General features: G+C 63.3%; 14 protein-coding genes and 1 pseudogene. 11 read left to right on the forward strand and 4 right to left on the reverse strand.

Annotated features, from left to right (window positions below; translation table 11 throughout):
* Window positions 1–100 precede the first annotated feature (100 nt).
* Together HU737_RS16805 and HU737_RS16810 are read left to right on the forward strand one after the other, a co-directional pair.
* Window positions 101–622: pseudogene (locus HU737_RS16805) on the forward strand (PadR family transcriptional regulator); the annotation flags it as partial.
* A gap of 8 nt (window positions 623–630) precedes the next feature.
* The gene (locus HU737_RS16810) at window positions 631–1,392 is read left to right on the forward strand and encodes a siderophore-interacting protein (protein ID WP_186556182.1); all 762 of its coding nucleotides are present in this window, start codon (window positions 631–633) and stop codon (window positions 1,390–1,392) included.
* A 4-nt stretch (window positions 1,393–1,396) separates the two neighbouring features.
* On the opposite strand, the gene HU737_RS16815 is transcribed toward HU737_RS16810, so the two are convergent.
* Window positions 1,397–2,050, reverse strand: a complete 654-nt coding sequence (locus HU737_RS16815; protein WP_186556181.1) for a Pr6Pr family membrane protein — start codon at window positions 2,048–2,050, stop codon at window positions 1,397–1,399.
* The gene (locus HU737_RS16820) at window positions 2,051–2,272 is read right to left on the reverse strand and encodes a VF530 family protein (RefSeq protein WP_186556180.1); all 222 of its coding nucleotides are present in this window, start codon (window positions 2,270–2,272) and stop codon (window positions 2,051–2,053) included.
* Window positions 2,273–2,490: 218 nt separating this feature from the next.
* On the opposite strand from HU737_RS16820, the gene HU737_RS16825 reads away from it, so the two are divergent.
* The 7 genes from HU737_RS16825 to cmoB all read left to right on the forward strand — a co-directional run bounded on the left by HU737_RS16825 (window position 2,491) and on the right by cmoB (window position 13,879).
* Complete coding sequence (locus tag HU737_RS16825; protein WP_186556179.1) at window positions 2,491–4,548, forward strand: TonB-dependent receptor; 2,058 nt, start codon at window positions 2,491–2,493, stop codon at window positions 4,546–4,548.
* Between the two features lie 565 nt (window positions 4,549–5,113).
* On the forward strand, window positions 5,114–6,460 hold the full coding sequence (locus tag HU737_RS16830; RefSeq protein ID WP_186556178.1) for a carbohydrate porin: 1,347 nt from the start codon (window positions 5,114–5,116) through the stop codon (window positions 6,458–6,460).
* A 32-nt stretch (window positions 6,461–6,492) separates the two neighbouring features.
* Window positions 6,493–8,904 carry a glucose/quinate/shikimate family membrane-bound PQQ-dependent dehydrogenase gene (locus HU737_RS16835; RefSeq protein WP_186556177.1) on the forward strand — a complete coding sequence of 804 codons (2,412 nt, stop codon included), beginning with the start codon at window positions 6,493–6,495 and terminating at the stop codon, window positions 8,902–8,904.
* Between the two features lie 223 nt (window positions 8,905–9,127).
* Window positions 9,128–11,548 (forward strand): endopeptidase La, encoded by a 2,421-nt coding sequence (gene lon / locus HU737_RS16840; protein ID WP_186556176.1) that lies wholly within the window; start codon window positions 9,128–9,130, stop codon window positions 11,546–11,548.
* A gap of 152 nt (window positions 11,549–11,700) precedes the next feature.
* Entirely contained in the window at window positions 11,701–12,093 is a 393-nt protein-coding gene (locus HU737_RS16845; protein WP_186556175.1) for a protease inhibitor I42 family protein, read from the forward strand.
* Between the two features lie 89 nt (window positions 12,094–12,182).
* On the forward strand, window positions 12,183–12,926 hold the full coding sequence (gene cmoA, locus HU737_RS16850; protein ID WP_186556174.1) for a carboxy-S-adenosyl-L-methionine synthase CmoA: 744 nt from the start codon (window positions 12,183–12,185) through the stop codon (window positions 12,924–12,926).
* A complete protein-coding gene (gene cmoB, locus HU737_RS16855; RefSeq protein WP_186556173.1) occupies window positions 12,923–13,879 on the forward strand; it encodes a tRNA 5-methoxyuridine(34)/uridine 5-oxyacetic acid(34) synthase CmoB in 957 nt (318 codons plus the stop codon). Before cmoA ends, cmoB begins: the two co-directional genes overlap by 4 nt.
* Before the next feature lie 69 nt (window positions 13,880–13,948).
* On the opposite strand, the gene HU737_RS16860 is transcribed toward cmoB, so the two are convergent.
* Complete coding sequence (locus HU737_RS16860; RefSeq protein WP_186556172.1) at window positions 13,949–14,152, reverse strand: hypothetical protein; 204 nt, start codon at window positions 14,150–14,152, stop codon at window positions 13,949–13,951.
* Window positions 14,153–14,451: 299 nt separating this feature from the next.
* Here HU737_RS16860 and HU737_RS16865 point away from each other — a divergent pair, with 299 nt between their 5' ends.
* Together HU737_RS16865 and HU737_RS16870 are read left to right on the forward strand one after the other, a co-directional pair.
* On the forward strand, window positions 14,452–15,126 hold the full coding sequence (locus tag HU737_RS16865; RefSeq protein ID WP_186556171.1) for a heavy metal response regulator transcription factor: 675 nt from the start codon (window positions 14,452–14,454) through the stop codon (window positions 15,124–15,126).
* Window positions 15,123–16,508, forward strand: a complete 1,386-nt coding sequence (locus HU737_RS16870) for a heavy metal sensor histidine kinase (protein WP_186556170.1) — start codon at window positions 15,123–15,125, stop codon at window positions 16,506–16,508. Before HU737_RS16865 ends, HU737_RS16870 begins: the two co-directional genes overlap by 4 nt.
* A gap of 49 nt (window positions 16,509–16,557) precedes the next feature.
* Here the strand turns inward: HU737_RS16870 and pdxJ are convergent, their stop codons facing one another.
* Window positions 16,558–17,280 carry a pyridoxine 5'-phosphate synthase gene (pdxJ, locus tag HU737_RS16875; protein WP_189661898.1) on the reverse strand — a complete coding sequence of 241 codons (723 nt, stop codon included), beginning with the start codon at window positions 17,278–17,280 and terminating at the stop codon, window positions 16,558–16,560.
* Window positions 17,281–17,311 lie beyond the last annotated feature (31 nt).

The raw sequence follows: 17,311 nt of genomic DNA on the forward strand, positions 1-17,311 counted from the left end.
TCATCGAAAAGTTAGATGAGAATCATCACCATCTAAGGCTTGTCTTGCGATATATCTTAAGTAATATCTAACGATATATCGCAAAGACGAGAACACTCCCATGCGTGACCATGATCCTTTCGAACGTCGCCCCGGCCGAGGCGAACGCGGCCCTCGGGTATTCGCCCCGGGCGACCTCAAGTTGCTACTGCTGGCGATGCTTGCCGAGCAACCTGGCCATGGCTATGACCTGATCCGCCAGATCGAAACCCTGTTCGACGGCAGCTACAGCCCAAGCCCAGGGGTGATCTACCCCACCCTCAACTTCCTTGAAGAAGCAGAGCTGATCACCGGCCAAATCCAGGGCAGTAAACGTCTGTACGTCATCACCGACGCCGGTCGCACCGCCCTGATCGAGCAAGCCGTCGCCCTCGATGGCGTGCGCATGCGCATCGAAGTCAGCAAACGCGCCCTGCGTGGCCACGACCGGCCGCCAGAAATCCATGAAGCGGTCGGCAACCTGCGCCATGCCTTGCACATGCACAGCGGCCGCTGGACGCCTGAAGAGATCGAGCGGGTGCGCACCCTGCTCAACGACACCGCCAAGGCCATCGCCGCCGGCCCGACCGATTCCGTTATGGAGAACACCCAATGTGCGACACCATTCACCGCGTCAACCATGAAATCAAACAACGCCGTTTGCAGGTTCTGCGGGTCACCGAACTGACCCCACGCATGCGCCGGATTACCCTCGGTGGCCCTGAGCTGCAAGGGTTCGTCAGCCTCGGCAGCGACGACCACGTCAAGCTGTTGTTCGCCATGAGCGCACAAGAGCAAGCCGCCATCGAAGCGCGCAACCTTGGCCGTGACGGCGGTGCGCGGCCCACCATGCGCGAATACACCCCACGGCGGGTCGACCTGGCGGCGGGAGAACTGGACATCGACTTCGTCCTGCACGGCGATGGCCCTGCCTCGACCTGGGCTGCGCAGGCTGTACCTGGGCATGAGCTGAACATCGCCGGGCCACGAGCGTCGATGGTGGTCCCGGACATTTTCGACAGCTACCTGCTGATCGGTGACGAGACTGCAATCCCGGCCATTGCCCGCCGCCTGGATGAACTGCCCGCTGGCCGTCAGGTGTTGGCCGTGATCCAGGTCGAGGACGAACAGGACCGTCAGCCACTGCCGAGCAAGGCTCAGGTCGAGGTGATCTGGGTGCGCCGACATGACGAAGACCTGCTGGCATTGCTGGAGAATCTGGCACTGCCGCAAGGCAAGCTGTACAGCTGGGTCGCCCTGGAAAAAACCCTCACCCGCCAGGCCAAAGCGTTGCTGCTGGCCAAGGGCGCACAAGAAGACGCACTGAAGGCCGCCGCTTATTGGCGTGCAGATGCCAGCGCTGACGACGAGTGATCGCTCAGCGCGAATGCGCCCTGGCTTCGGCCAGGCGCCTGCCTTGCCAGCGGTCCAGGCTCAGGATCAGCAGGCCGATCCCCCAGAACCCCGCCAAAACCGCCAGAGCATTGACCAGCACTTGCGCATAGCCAAGCTCGGCAACATCGATGAACGGATACGGGTACACCCCGATCTCATGCCCGCGCCACAAGGCAAAGGCAAAGTACAACGCCGGATACAGGCTCCACAGCCCCAGGTGCCAGAAACGCAGGCTGCCCTTGGGCACCACCCGCCACCAATACATCACGAACAGCAGCGGCATCACGTCGTGCAGTAGTTCATCGGCCAGCCATTGCCAGCCCTGCGGGTGCCACAAGTGGCGCAGTAACAGGCTGTAGGCCAAGGCCACCAAGGCGATGCTGGCAGCAATCCCTGAGCTGACTGCGGGCGACAGGAACCAACGCTTGGCGGCAGACGGGTGGCCGAAGGCTGCATAACTGAGCACGCTGGCTACCAAGGTGTTGGTCAGTATCGTGAAAAACCCGAAGACATTGATCAACCCGCCGATCAGGCTGGCCTGCTCCTGCCAGCGCGCCAGCAGCACCAGGTAAACCTGCACGCTCAGGCCGCTCCAGCCGAGGATTGCGGCCAGGCTCAACCAAGGATGACGAGGCATTCAGCCTTTGCGCTGCAGCTTGATGTACAGGTGCTCGACTTTTTCCCGCGCCCACGGCGTCTTGCGCAAGAAGGTCAGGCTCGACTTGATGGTCGGATCGCTTTTGAAGCAGCGGATGTCGATGCGCTCGGCCAGGCCCTGCCATTGGTAGTGCGCGACCAGCTCGGTAAGGATCTGCTCCAAGGTCTTGCCGTGCAGCGCGTTGTGGTTGGCCGTGCTCATGCCAGTGCTCCCGCGAAGAAAAGATGCGCACATTACACGAGTGTAGTGGGCGGTGGCGGTATTCGAGCGCTGCACCCGGCAGGCAGGCCCTATCGCCCCCCTGCGACTTGCGCCGGCAGGAATGCAGAAGACCCTCTGGACAGACCGAGATTCCCTGCGCTGAAATAGTAATGTTATATTGTAACCATACTAATACCTGCCAAGGATCGTCTTTTCTCATGCTGTGCTCCTCATTGCGCCTCTCCCCCCTCGCCGCCGCGCTATGGCTCGCCTCCACGCCCAGCCAGGCAGTCGAACTCGAACCCCAGGTCATCACGGCCAACCCGCTCGGCAATTCCCAGCTGGCCGCGCCCAGCACTGTCCTGGAAGGCAACGACCTGCTACAACAGCAGCATTCGAGCCTCGGCGAAACCCTCAACAAGCAGCCCGGCGTCGCCTCCACCTGGTTCGGCCCCGGGGCCAGTCGCCCAGTGATTCGCGGCCTGGATGGCGATCGCATCCGCATCCTGCGCAATGGCGTCGGCGCCCTGGATGCCTCGTCGCTGTCCTATGACCATGCGGTGCCGCTCGACCCGGTCACGGTCGAACGGGTCGAGATCGTCCGCGGCCCCGCCGCCCTGCTCTACGGCGGCAATGCCATCGGCGGCGTGGTCAACACCTTCGATAACCGCATCCCCGACGCGCCCATCGAGGGGATTCATGGTGCGGGCGAGCTGCGCTACGGCGGCGCCGACACCACCCGCAGCAGCGCCGGCAAGCTTGAGGCCGGCAACGGCGCCTTCGCCCTGCACCTGGATGCCAACAGCCGTCAGTTCAATGACCTGCGCATCCCCGGCTACGCGCGCAGCTCGAACGTGCGCAACGCCGAGGAACCTGGCAGCAAGCACCGCCTGGAAAACAGCGACGGTCGCCAGGACGGCGGCGCCATTGGCGGTTCCTACCATTGGGATCACGGCTACACCGGTCTGTCCTACAGCCGCTATGACAGCAACTACGGCTCGGTGGCCGAGTCTGGCGTACGCCTGGACATGCAGCAGGATCACTACGGTTTCGCCTCGGAGCTGCGCGACCTCGAGGGGCCGTTCAGCTCGGTCAAGGTCGACGCCGGGTACACCGACTACCAGCACCGCGAGATCGAAAGTGGCGAGGTTCACACCACCTTCAAGAACAAGGGCTACGAGGCGCGTATCGAGGCGCGGCACCAGCCGCTCGGGCCGCTCGAAGGGGTGATCGGCGCCCAGGTCAGTCGCAACGAGTTTTCCGCCCTGGGCGAGGAAGCTTTTGTCCCGCATACCGATACCGACAGCCTGGCGCTGTTCCTGCTTGAGCAGTGGCAGGCCAGCGAGCGTCTGAACCTGAGCTTCGGGGCGCGCCTGGAGCACACCCGGGTAGATCCCGATGCCAAGGGCAATGAAGACTTCGCCGGGGCCGACAGCGCCAGCAGCTTCAACGCAGTGAGCCTGTCGTCCGGTGCGGTGTACCAACTCGATCCGGTCTGGTCGCTGGCGGCCAATCTCGGCTATACCGAGCGCGCCCCGACCTTCTACGAGCTGTATGCCAACGGCGCGCACGTCGCCACTGGCGCATATGAGGTGGGCGATCCGAACCTGAACAAGGAAAAAGCCATCTCCGGCGACCTGGCGCTGCGGTTTGACAACGGCACCCACAAGGGCAGCGTCGGCGTGTTCTACAGTCACTTCCGTAACTACATCGGCCTGATCGGCAGCGGCAACCTGCGCGAAGGGCACGATCATGGCCATGAAGAGCACGAGCACGACCACGACCACGATCATGACCACGATCACGGCGACATCCCCGAGTACCTCTACCAGGGCGTGCGTGCACGCTTCTACGGCATCGAGGCGCAAGACCGCTGGCAGTTGACCGAGAACCGCTATGGCAGCTTTGCCCTGGAATTGTCGGGTGACTACACCCGCGCCAAGAACCTGGACAGCGGTGAGCCTCTGCCGCGTATTGCGCCGCTGCGCTTGAACAGCGGCTTGGTCTGGGAGCTGGATCGCTGGCAGGCGCGGGTCGACGTGCAGCATGCCGCCTCGCAGCATCGCAAGCCGTCCAATGAAACTCGCACTGACGGCTATACCACCCTGGGGGCCAGCGTGGGTTATCGCTTCGATATCGGTCAGAGCCAGTGGCTGGCCTTCGTGCGCGGCGAGAACCTGACCGATCAGACGGTGCGCTATGCCAGCTCGATTCTGCGCGACATTGCTCCAGCGCCCGGGCGCAGTGTCGAGGTGGGCTTGCGGACCAGTTTCTGATGCTAACGCCGCAGGTTCGAACGTAGCTTCTGCGTCAACCGCTTCGCGGGCAAGCCCGCTCCCACAGGTACAGCGCGGCTCTTGGGACCTGCGCGGTCCTTGGGCAACTGTTCGTTATGCCAGCTCGCTTCTGTGTCGGCCGCTTCGCGGGCAAGCCCGCTGCTCCCACAGGTACAGCGCGGCTCTTGGGAACTGCGCGGTCCCTGGGCAACTGTTCGTTATGCCAGCTCGCTTCTGCGTCGGCCGCTTCGCGGGCAAGCCCGCTCCTACTGGTACACCACGGCTCTTGGGAGCTGCGCGGTCCCTGTGGGAGCGGGCTTGCCCGCGAAGAGGCCGGCACAGACGCTGTGATCATTGCCCCAAGAAATGGCCTAACAAAGCGATTATTACTCCCTCGGCAATAATTCCCTGCGACAATTTGTCTTTTTTTCTTACAACTTCCCCTATATCCTCCCCGCCGCAAGCTGAATCGCTTCATCCGCACCATCCGATGCCATTTCCATTGAAGAGCCCGCTCTTCGATGCGTTTGCGTATTTTTCAATAATCAAAAGATAGCGCTATCTCATGCTCCAGCTGCCTAAAACTCGATACTCCGGCCTTGCCCTGGCCACCCTTCTCAGCGGCCTGTCGACCACCGCTAGCGCCAGCGAACTGTTCGCCAGCGATTCGCCGTGGATGCTCGGCGACTGGGGCGGCACCCGTACTGAACTGCTGGAACAAGGCTACGACTTCACCCTCGGCTACACCGGCGAGATGGGCAGCAACCTGCACGGCGGCTATGACCACGACCGCACGGCGCGCTACAGCGACCAGTTCACCTTTGGCAGCCACCTGGACCTGGAAAAGATCCTCGGCTGGCACGATACCGAGGTGCAGCTGACCATCACCGAGCGCCACGGCCAGAACATCAGCAATGACCGCATCAACGACCCACGCGTCGGCGGTTTTACCTCGGCCCAGGAAGTCTGGGGCCGTGGCCAGACCTGGCGGTTAACCCAGATGTGGATCAAGCAGAAATACTTCGACGGCGCCCTGGATGTGAAATTCGGCCGTTTCGGTGAAGGCGAGGACTTCAACAGCTTCCCCTGCGATTTCCAGAACCTGGCGTTCTGCGGCTCGCAGGTGGGCAACTGGGTGGGCGGCATCTGGTACAACTGGCCCGTCAGCCAGTGGGCACTGCGTGTGCGCTACAACCTCAGCGACTCGCTATACGCCCAGGTCGGGGTGTTCGAACAGAATCCGTCCAACCTTGAGTCGGGCAACGGCTTCAAGCTCAGCGGCAGCGGCACCCAGGGCGCGGTGATGCCGATCGAACTGGTCTGGAGCCCACGGGTCAATGGCCTGAAAGGGGAATATCGCGCCGGCTACTACTACAGTAATGCCAAGGCTCAGGACGTATTGAAGGACAGCAACGGTCAGCCGGCCGCAATCAGCGGCGCCGCCTACCGCAGCAGCTCCAGCAAGCATGGCATGTGGCTCGGCGTCCAGCAGCAGGTCACCTCGCTGGCATCCGACCAGTCGCGCGGCCTGAGCCTGTTCGCCAATGCCACCGTGCACGACAAGAAGACCAATGCCATCGACAACTATGTTCAGGCAGGTGTGGTTTACAAAGGGCCGTTCGATGCCCGCGCCAAGGACGACATCGGTTTCGCCCTCGCTCGCGTGCACGTCAATCCCGGCTATCGCAAGAACGCCCGCCTGGCCAACCAGGTGGCGGGCCTCGACGACTACGACAATCCAGGCTTCCTGCCCGTGCAGGACACCGAATACAGCGCCGAACTCTATTACGGCATCCATCTGGCCGACTGGCTCACCGTGCGTCCCAACCTGCAGTACATCCGCCATCCGGGCGGGGTGTCGCAAGTCGATGATGCGCTGATCGGCGGCCTGAAGATCCAAAGCAGTTTCTGAACCCACCCTTTGACCTAACGGAGTACCTATTGATGAGCACTGACAGTGCCAAGAATGGAACCCGCTGGCTCCCGCGCCTTCTGGGCGTGCTGCTATTGCTGATGGGCCTGGCCCTGCTGGCTGGCGGCATCAAGCTGAGCCAGCTGGGCGGATCCCTCTACTACCTGATCGCCGGCCTTGGCTTTGCCGTGTCTGGCGCCCTGTTGCTGGCCAAGCGCCGCATCGCTTTGGGCCTGTACGGCCTGGTGCTGCTCGGCAGTACCGTCTGGGCCTTGTGGGAAGTGGGCCTGGATTGGTGGCAACTGGTGCCGCGCCTGGCCATCTGGTTCGCCATCGGCGTGCTGTTGCTGCTGCCGTGGGCACGCCGCCCGCTGCTCGGCCCAGCCTCGAAGATCAACACCGCCCTGCTCAGCGTGGCCGTGGTCGCTTCCGGCGCCACCGCCGTGGCCAGCCAGTTCACTCACCCCGGCGAGATCCGTGGCGAGCTGAACCGCGACAGCAGCGAGATGGGCAGCGCCGCACCGGCCATGCCGGACGGTGAATGGCAGGCCTACGGGCGTACCGAGCATGGCGACCGCTACTCGCCACTGCGCCAGATCACCCCGCAGAACGCCTATCGCCTGGAAGAAGCCTGGCGCATTCGCACCGGCGACTTGCCAACCGACAACGACCCGGTGGAATTGACTAACCAGAACACCCCGTTGAAGGTCAACGGCATGCTCTACGCCTGCACTGCGCACAGCAAGCTGCTGGCGCTGGACCCGGATACCGGCGCGGAAATCTGGCGCTTCGACCCACAGGTCAAGAGCCCGACTGGCACCTTCAAGGGCTTCGCCCACATGACGTGCCGGGGCGTCTCGTACTACGACGAAAATCGCTACGTCAGCCGTGACGGCAGCCCAGTGCCGAAGATCTCCGACGCCGGCCAAGTGGTCGCCCAGGCCTGCCCGCGCCGCTTGTACCTGCCGACCGCCGACGCCCGCCTGATCGCCATCAACGCCGACAACGGCAAGGTCTGCGAAGGCTTCGCCAACCAGGGCGTGATCGACCTGACCACCGGCATCGGTCCGTTCACTGCCGGTGGCTACTACTCCACCTCGCCTGCGGCGATCACCCGTGATCTGGTGATCATCGGCGGCCATGTCACCGATAACGAGTCGACCAACGAGCCGTCGGGCGTGATCCGCGCCTACGACGTGCACGACGGTCACCTGGTGTGGAACTGGGACAGCAACAACCCAGACGACACCAAGCCTCTGGCTCCGGGCAAGATGTACAGCCGCAACTCGGCCAACATGTGGTCGATCGCCAGCGTCGATGAAGACCTGGGCATGATCTACCTGCCACTGGGTAACCAGACGCCCGACCAGTGGGGCGCTGACCGCACCCCGGGCGCCGAGAAGTACAGCGCCGGTATCGTCGCCCTGGACCTTGCCAGCGGTAAGGTGCGCTGGAACTACCAGTTCACCCACCACGACCTGTGGGACATGGACGTCGGCAGTCAGCCAACCCTGATCCACCTGAAGACCGACGATGGCGTCAAGCCTGCGGTGATCGTGCCGACCAAGCAGGGCAGCCTGTACGTACTGGACCGCCGCGACGGCACGCCGATCGTGCCGATCCGCGAGATCCCGACGCCGCAAGGCGCGGTCAAGGGTGATCACACCGCACCGACCCAGGCCCGTTCGGACCTCAATTTGCTCGGCCCGGACCTGACCGAACAGGCGATGTGGGGTGCTACCCCGTTCGACCAGATGCTCTGCCGGATCCAGTTCCGCAGCCTGCGCTACGAAGGCCAGTACACCCCGCCGTCCGAGCAAGGCAGCCTGATCTACCCAGGCAACGTCGGTGTGTTCAACTGGGGCAGCGTCTCGGTCGACCCGGTGCGTCAGCTGATGTTCACCTCGCCCAACTACATGGCCTTCGTCTCGAAAATGGTTCCACGCGAGCAAGTCGCCGCGGGCAGCAAGCGCGAGAGCGAAACCAGTGGCGTGCAGCCCAATACCGGCGCGCCGTATGCGGTGATCATGCATCCGTTCATGTCGCCACTGGGCGTGCCGTGCCAAGCACCGGCCTGGGGCTACGTGGCAGCCATCGACCTGTTCACCAACAAGGTCGTGTGGAAGCACAAGAACGGCACCACCCGCGACAGCACCCCAGTGCCAATCGGCATGCCGGTCGGCGTACCAAGCATGGGCGGCTCGATCGTCACCGCCGGTGGCGTTGGCTTCCTGAGCGGCACGCTGGACCAGTACCTGCGCGCCTATGACGTGCACAACGGCGAAGAGCTGTGGAAAGCCCGTCTGCCGGCAGGCGGCCAGGCCACGCCGATGACCTACACCGGCAAGGATGGCAAGCAGTACGTCCTTGTGACGGCTGGCGGCCACGGCTCGCTGGGCACCAAGATGGGTGACTACATCATCGCTTACAAACTCGCCGAGTAAGCGATTGCCCGGCGTCAGTGATGACGCCATCGCGGGGCAAGCCCGCTCCCACGCTTCCATTGACACCGGCAGCGTGGGGCAAGCCTGCTCCCACGCTGCCAGTATCGGACGCGTGGGAGCGGGCTTGCCCCGCGATGCGTTTGCCAGCCCCCCTTTCGTCTACCATTGAAACCTGTCCGCCCCCGCCCCATCTAAGCACCATAGCCATTCACGCAGGTGCCCCATGAGCGACCAGCAGGATCTTCCGGAACATCCCGACGAACACAGCGAAGTCGAACACCTCGAAGCGGCCTCCACCCCAGGCCACTCCCTCGCCCTGCCCGGCCAACAGCTGCCGGACAAGGTCTATGTAATCCCAATCCACAATCGCCCATTCTTCCCGGCCCAAGTGCTGCCGGTCATCGTCAATGAAGAACCCTGGGCAGAAACCCTCGACCTGGTAGCCAAGACCGATCATCACTCGCTGGCGCTGTTCTTCATGGACACGCCGCCCGAGGACCACCGCCACTTCGACACCTCGGCGCTGCCGGAGTACGGCACCTTGGTCAAGGTGCACCACGCCAGCCGCGAAAACGGCAAGTTGCAGTTCGTCGCCCAAGGCCTGACCCGCGTGCGCATCCGCACCTGGCTCAAGCACCACCGCCCGCCTTATCTGGTGGAAGTCGAATACCCGCGCCAGTCGACCGAGCCAACCGATGAGGTCAAGGCCTACGGCATGGCCCTGATCAACGCGATCAAAGAGCTGCTGCCACTCAACCCGCTGTACAGCGAAGAGTTGAAGAACTACCTCAACCGCTTCAGCCCCAACGATCCTTCGCCACTGACCGACTTTGCCGCCGCGCTGACTTCGGCGACCGGCAACCAGTTGCAGGAAGTGCTCGACTGCGTGCCGATCCTCAAGCGCATGGAGAAGGTCTTGCCGATGCTGCGCAAGGAGGTCGAGGTCGCCCGTTTGCAGAACGAGATCTCCGCCGAGGTCAATCGACAGATCGGCGAGCACCAGCGCGAGTTCTTCCTCAAGGAGCAGCTCAAGGTCATCCAGCAGGAGCTGGGCCTGACCAAGGACGATCGCAGTGCCGACCTTGAGCAGTTCAAGCAACGCCTGGAAGGCAAGACCTTGCCCGCTGCCGCGAAAAAACGCATCGACGAAGAGATGGGCAAGCTGGCGATTCTGGAGACCGGCTCACCCGAATACGCCGTCACCCGCAACTACCTGGAATGGGCCAGCGCCCTGCCCTGGGGCGTGTACGGCAAGGACAAGCTCGATCTCAAGCATGCGCGCAAGGTGCTCGACCAGCATCATGCCGGGCTCGATGACATCAAGGAGCGCATCCTTGAGTTCCTCGCCGTGGGCGCCTGGAAGGGCGAGATCAGTGGCTCCATCGTGCTGCTGGTCGGCCCGCCCGGGGTCGGCAAGACCAGTATCGGTAAATCGATTGCCGAATCGCTCGGCCGGCCGTTCTACCGCTTCAGCGTCGGCGGCATGCGCGACGAGGCCGAGATCAAGGGCCACCGCCGCACCTACATCGGCGCCCAGCCGGGCAAGCTGGTGCAGGCGCTCAAAGAGGTCGAGGTGATGAACCCGGTGATCATGCTCGACGAGATCGACAAGATGGGCCAGAGCTACCAGGGCGATCCGGCTTCGGCGCTGCTGGAAACCCTCGATCCGGAGCAGAACGTCGACTTCCTCGACCACTACCTGGACCTGCGCCTGGACCTGTCCAAGGTGCTGTTCGTGTGTACCGCCAACACCCTCGACTCGATCCCCGGGCCGTTGCTCGACCGCATGGAAGTGATTCGCCTGTCCGGCTACATCACCGAAGAGAAGCTGGCGATCGCCAAGCGCCACCTGTGGCCCAAGCAGTTGGAAAAAGCCGGTGTGGCCAAGACCAGCCTGAGCATCAGTGACAGCGCCCTGCGCACGGTCATCGAGGGCTATGCCCGTGAAGCCGGGGTTCGCCAGCTGGAAAAGCAGCTTGGCAAGCTGGTGCGCAAGTCAGTGGTCAAGCTGCTGGACGACCCTACGGCGAAACTGAAGATCGCCCCGAAAGACCTGGAAGCCGCCCTGGGCATGCCGGTGTTTCGCAGCGAGCAGGTGTTGGCGGGCAAAGGCGTGATCACCGGCCTTGCCTGGACCAGCATGGGCGGCGCGACCCTGCCGATCGAGGCGACGCGCATCCATACCCTCAACCGCGGCTTCAAGCTGACCGGCAAGCTCGGCGATGTGATGAAAGAATCGGCCGAAATCGCCTACAGCTACGTCAGCTCCAACCTCAAGCAGTTTGGTGGCGATCCTGGGTTCTTCAACGAAGCCTTCATTCACCTGCATGTACCGGAAGGCGCCACGCCCAAGGACGGCCCCAGCGCCGGCGTGACCATGGCCAGCGCGCTGCTGTCGCTGGCTCGCGACCAGGTGCCGAAGAAAGGCGTGGCGATGACCGGCGAGCTGACCCTGACCGGCCAGGTCCTGCCGATCGGCGGTGTGCGCGAGAAAGTCATTGCGGCCAAGCGGCAGAAGATCTTCGAGCTGATCCTGCCGGAGGCCAACCGCGGTGATTTCGAGGAACTGCCCGATTACCTGCGCGAAGGGCTGACCGTGCATTTTGCCAAGCGCTTTGCCGATGTAGCGAAGGTACTGTTCTAAACAGAGGGCCCTAGCGCCGGGCAATCCCGCCCCTACAGGACTGTGGTAAGCCCTGTAGGGGCGGGCTTGCCCGGCGATAGGGCCAGAACAGCCAACCCAAAATACCCACCGCTTCGGTTATCCTCAGGCATCGCCAGCCCTTAGGAGCCAACATGACTGCCCTCCGTCTGCTCGTTCCCCTGAGCCTCACCCTGCTTGCCGCCTGTAGCCATCAGTCGCGCCAAACCGTCGAGCTGGGCGCAGAAAACGAATGCCCGATACGCCTGCAAACAGGCCAGAACCTGACCCTGAGCCTGCCAAGCAACCCCACCACCGGCTACCGCTGGCTGGTGCAAAACCCGGCCAACAACATCCTTCGGCCGATCGGCGCAGAGGTCTACACCCAACCCGAGCAGGCCGGGCTGGTCGGTAGTGCGGGCGTCTCGACCTGGCGTTTCCAAGCCAAAGCCCCCGGCGATGGCCACCTGATCCTGGTCTACCAGCAGCCCTGGGCTCCGGAAGTGCGCCCCGTACAGACCTTCGATTGCGAGATCAAGGTGAATTAAACACGCAGCGCTGGTCAGCCATTCATGCATCCTTGGCGCAGTTTGGCTAAAATGCTGGCCCTTTACCCAGCCAGCACCCTGGAACTTACGTGAGCAAACAACCCGACCGCCTATTCGCCGAGCCTCTTGAGCAGGTACCCGACTTCGTGTTCAACGAAGACGTGGTGCGGGTGTTCCCGGACATGATCAAGCGCTCGGTGCCAGGTTACCCGACCATCGTCGAGAACCTTGGCGTGCTGGCCGCACGCTTCGCCCAGCCCAATACCGCACTGTATGACCTGGGCGCCTCGCTCGGCGCGGTGACGCAGTCCTTGCGCCGCCATGTGCGCAGTGACGGTTGCCGGGTGATCGCGGTGGACAACTCCGCAGCGATGGTCGAGCGTTGCCGCCAGTACCTCACCGCACAAGACTCGATGTTCCAGGAGCTGCTGCCGGTACAGGTGCTGGAGGCGGACATTCTTGCCCTGCCCTTCGAGCCGGCCTCGGTAGTGGCGATGAACTTCACCCTGCAATTCATCGCTCCCGAGCAGCGCCTCGAGCTGCTCACACGCATCCGCCAGGCGTTGCTGCCGGGCGGTGCGCTGATCCTCTCGGAAAAGCTGTGCTTCGCCGATGAGCAGGAGCAGGCGTTGCTCGCCGAGCTGCACGTGGACTTCAAGCGCGCCAATGGCTACAGCGAACTGGAAATTGCCCAGAAGCGTAGCGCCATCGAAAACGTCATGCGCCCCGACACACTTGAAGCCCATGAACAGCGCCTGCGCGCTGCCGGTTTCTCCAAGGTGGTGCCGTGGTTCCAATGCCTTAACTTTGCCTCACTGATAGCCCTGCCATGATCGATCTGTCTCCCCTCGTCCGCCGCCTGGCGGGCACCCCCCTGGCTAACTGGTCGCAAGGCCTGCAAGCGCAGCTGCAAAGTAAACTGGAAAAAGGCCACGGTGACCTCGAACGCTGGCGCGGCGCATTGGACGCCTTGCCCGATCTACAACCGAGCCATGTCGATCTGGTCAATGGCCTGCGCCTGGACAGCGACTGCGATGAGGCCTGCCGCGCGCAGATGCGCCAGGCGCTGATGGGCTTGTCGCCTTGGCGTAAAGGGCCGTTCGATCTGTTCGGCGTGCATGTCGACACAGAATGGCACTCGGACTGGAAATGGTCGCGGGTCGCTCCGCACCTGGACCTGAACGGCAAGCGCGTGCTGGATGTCGGCTGTGGCAATGGCTACTACCAGTGGCGCATGCTCGGTGCCGGCGCTGACATGGTCATCGGCGTCGACCCCAACTGGCTGTTCTTCTGCCAGTTCCAGGCGGTGCAAAAGTACCTGCCAGAGCTGCCAGCCTGGCACTTGCCGTTCGCCCTGGAAGAGTTGCCGGCCAACCTCGAAGGCTTCGACACAGTGTTCTCGATGGGCGTGTTCTATCACCGGCGCTCGCCGATCGAGCACCTGCTGGCGCTCAAGGACTGCCTGGTCAAGGGCGGCGAACTGGTGCTGGAGACCTTGGTGATCGAAGGTGACGAGCATCAGGTGCTGGTCCCGGAAGATCGCTATGCGCAGATGCGTAACGTCTGGTTCCTGCCTTCGGTGCCGGCATTGGAGCGTTGGCTGCGCCGCGCAGGCTTCAGCGACGTACGTTGCGTCGACGTCAGCGTCACCAGCGTCGAAGAGCAACGCAGCACCGACTGGATGCGCTACCAATCGCTGGGTGACTTCCTCGACCCGGACGACCACAGCAAGACCATCGAAGGCCTGCCGGCACCTCGCCGCGCGACCATCCTGGCGCGCAAATAAAACAGGCGCCCGGCAATGGGCGCCTAACGACACCGCCTGGCAGGAGCAACGCCAGGCGGCTGGGTGAAACTAGTCCTTGGCTACTTCACGGGCCTTTTCTGCTTGCTTGCGCTCACGCTCGGCCACGGCCTGGTCCTGCTTGCCGTGCAAGCGCTCCTGGTCCTGGCGGAATGCCTCCCAGAACTGCCGCGAACGCTCCGCGCCGCCTTCGGCCAAGGCCGTGGTGCTGCCCAGGGTGAGCAGTGCCAGCAACAGGTACTTGGTCAGGTTCATGGTGATTTGCCTCATAAGGGTTCAGATGAGGCCATCCTAGAGGGCGGTAGCTAACGCCAAGGTGAGGCGCACATTACAGTCTTGCAAGGCTGGCTTTCGGGGCGGTTGGTTCACCCTATCGCGTCTGTAAGCGCGGGTTTGTGCCACGTTAGGGCCCTGACTGTCAGGGAAATGGCTGGCACATTACAAATCCGTAATCCAGGCAAAACACCGCTTCGCATGCCGTAACATTGCCCCGCTTGACCCTCATCCCACTTCAGGGTCGAGAATCGCCGCCCTTCACCTGACCGAGCCCGACCATGCGTCTACTGATCATCGAAGACGAACTGCGCACCGCCGACTACCTGCAGCAAGGCCTGCGCGAGAACGGCTACGTGGTCGACTGCGCCCACACCGGCATCGACGGCCTGCACCTGGCCCGCCAGCAGGCATATGACCTGGTGATCCTCGACGTCAACTTGCCCGAGCTGGACGGCTGGAGCGTATTGCAGCGCCTGCGCGCCGATTCGGCCACACGGATCATGATGCTCACTGCCCATGGCCGCCTGGCCGACCGAGTCAAAGGCCTGGACCTGGGTGCCGACGACTACCTGCTCAAGCCGTTCGAATTCCCCGAGCTACTGGCGCGAATCCGCAGCCTCCTACGGCGCAACGACCAGCAGCTGCAACCGAGCACCCTGCGCGTCGCTGACCTGGAACTCGACCCAGGCCGTCATCGTGCCTGGCGCGGCGGCAAGCGCATCGACCTGACCGCCAAGGAGTTCTCCCTGCTGCACCTGTTGATGCGTCAAAGCGGCGAAGTGCTGTCGCGCACGCAGATCATCTCGTTGGTGTGGGACATGAACTTCGATTGCGACACCAATGTGGTCGAGGTCTCCATCCGCCGCTTGCGGGCGAAGATCGACGATCCGTTCGAAGACAAGCTGATCCATACCTTGCGCGGCGTTGGCTACGTGCTCGAGGCGCGTCCTTGAAGCCTGCCAGCCTGTCGCTACGGCTGGGCCTGAGCGTGACCCTGATGGGCGCCACCCTGGTCCTGCTGCTGGCCTGCCTGGCAGTGTTCGCCCTCGATCATGAACTCGATAGCCGTGCCCGCAAGGACCTGGCGCGCAAGATGCTCCAGGTCGAGCACAACTTGCGGGTCGACTTGCGCAGCGGTGACTTGGCCACTCGGGCCCACCCGCTGCTCGACCTGGTCATGGGCCATGACAACCTCAGCCTCAATGTCCTGGCCCTCAACGGCCGGCACCCGCCGCTGCTCAGCCTTGGCCCAGCGCTGGAGTCGCAGGCGCTCCGCGAACTGCAAACCGGCGCAACGCTGGCCTTCGCGCAGTGGCAGGACAGCGCCGGCAACCAGATCCTCACTGCCACCCGCTTGATGCGCCTGCGCGATGACACGCCGGTGCGGGTGATGATGTCGCTCAACCGCGACGACGATAACAGCCTGCTGCAGGCCTACCTGCACTCGACCTTGCTGGCCCTGCCCTTGCTGCTGGTGCTGATCGGCATTGGCGCGTGGAAGCTGGTGCAACGCAGCCTCAAGCCGCTGCGCCACTTTCGTCGGGTGGCCGGTCAGGTCTCGGCCCAAGACCTCACTCACCGTCTGCCCGACAGCGGCCTGCCGTCTGAGCTGGCCGAGCTTGCCGGCGCCATCAACGTGATGCTCGATCGCCTGGATCAAGGCGTGCGGCAGCTGTCGCAGTTCTCCGATGACCTGGCCCATGAGCTGCGCACACCCTTGAGCAACCTGATGGGCAAGGCCCAGGTCACCCTGGCTCGTGAGCGTGACAGCGAGAACTATCGCGAAGTCCTGGAAGACAGTATCGAGGAGCTGACCCGGCTCAACCGCATCATCAACGACATGCTGTTCCTCGCCCAAGTCAGCCAACCGCAGGCGCAGGTCGTGCTCAAACCCTTGGCATTGGCCGAAGAGGCCGAGCGGGTCGGCGAGCTGTTCGCATTCAGCGCCGAGCTCAAGGATATCGAGCTGAAGCTGCAAGGTTGGGGCACGGCGCTGGCCGACCGGTTGATGTTCCAGCGGGCGCTGTCGAATCTGTTGAGCAACGCCATCAGGCATAGCCCTGAAGGGCAGCGCGTGACGGTAGGCATTGGCCGGCATGCTGAGCATGCCTGGGTGTGGGTGGAGAACCAGGGGCCAGGGATCGCCCAGGCCCACCAGCCACAGCTGTTCGAACGCTTCTACAGGGCTGGATGCGGGCGTTCGCGGCTCGAAGGCGGTACAGGACTAGGGCTTGCGATCGTACAGTCGATCATGCACTTGCACGGTGGCAGGGTCGAGGTGAGTAGCCGGCCAGAAGGGCCGACCCGGTTTACTTTGCTGTTTCGCGCAGAATGAATCGCGGGGCTGGCCCCGCGATCAGCTAGGCGATTGCGCCTAGGCTTGCTTAGCGCGATGCCTGGACAATCAGCGCTTTCATCTCGGCCACCGCCGCCTTGAAGCCAACGAACAGCGCATGTGCGACCAGCGCATGACCAATGTTCAGCTCGTTGATGCCCTTGATCGCCGCTACCGCTTCGACGTTGTGGTAATGCAGGCCGTGGCCGGCGTTGACGATCAGGCCCTGGCCCACGCCAAAGGCGACGCCATCGACGATGCGCTTGAGCTCTTCAGCCACCTCGGTCGGGGTTTGGGCGTCAGCATAGCGGCCGGTGTGCAACTCGATCGCAGGCGCGCCGACACGACGCGAGGCTTCGATCTGGCGCTCATCGGCGTCGATGAACAGCGAGACTTCAGCGCCAGTACGCGACAGGCGCTCAACTGCAGCCTTGATCCGCGCTTCTTGCCCAGCCACGTCCAGGCCACCTTCGGTGGTCAGTTCCTGACGGGTTTCGGGGACCAGGCAGATATGCGCCGGGCGGATTTTTTCGGCGAACAGCATCATCTCTTCAGTGACGCCCATCTCGAAGTTCATGCGCGTTTGCAGCACGTCCTTGAGTACCAGCACATCACGCTCCTGGATATGCCGGCGGTCTTCGCGCAGGTGTACGGTGATGCCGTCTGCGCCTGCCTCCTCGGCATCCAGGGCAGCCTTGACCGGGTCTGGGTAGCGGGTGCCGCGGGCCTGGCGCAGGGTCGCCACGTGGTCGATGTTGACGCCAAGAAGCATGCGGTTGCTGTGAGTCACGAAAGGCTCTCCT

The sequence above is a fragment of the Pseudomonas urmiensis genome, from assembly GCF_014268815.2.
In the GTDB taxonomy this organism is placed as follows: Bacteria; Pseudomonadota; Gammaproteobacteria; order Pseudomonadales; family Pseudomonadaceae; genus Aquipseudomonas; species Aquipseudomonas urmiensis.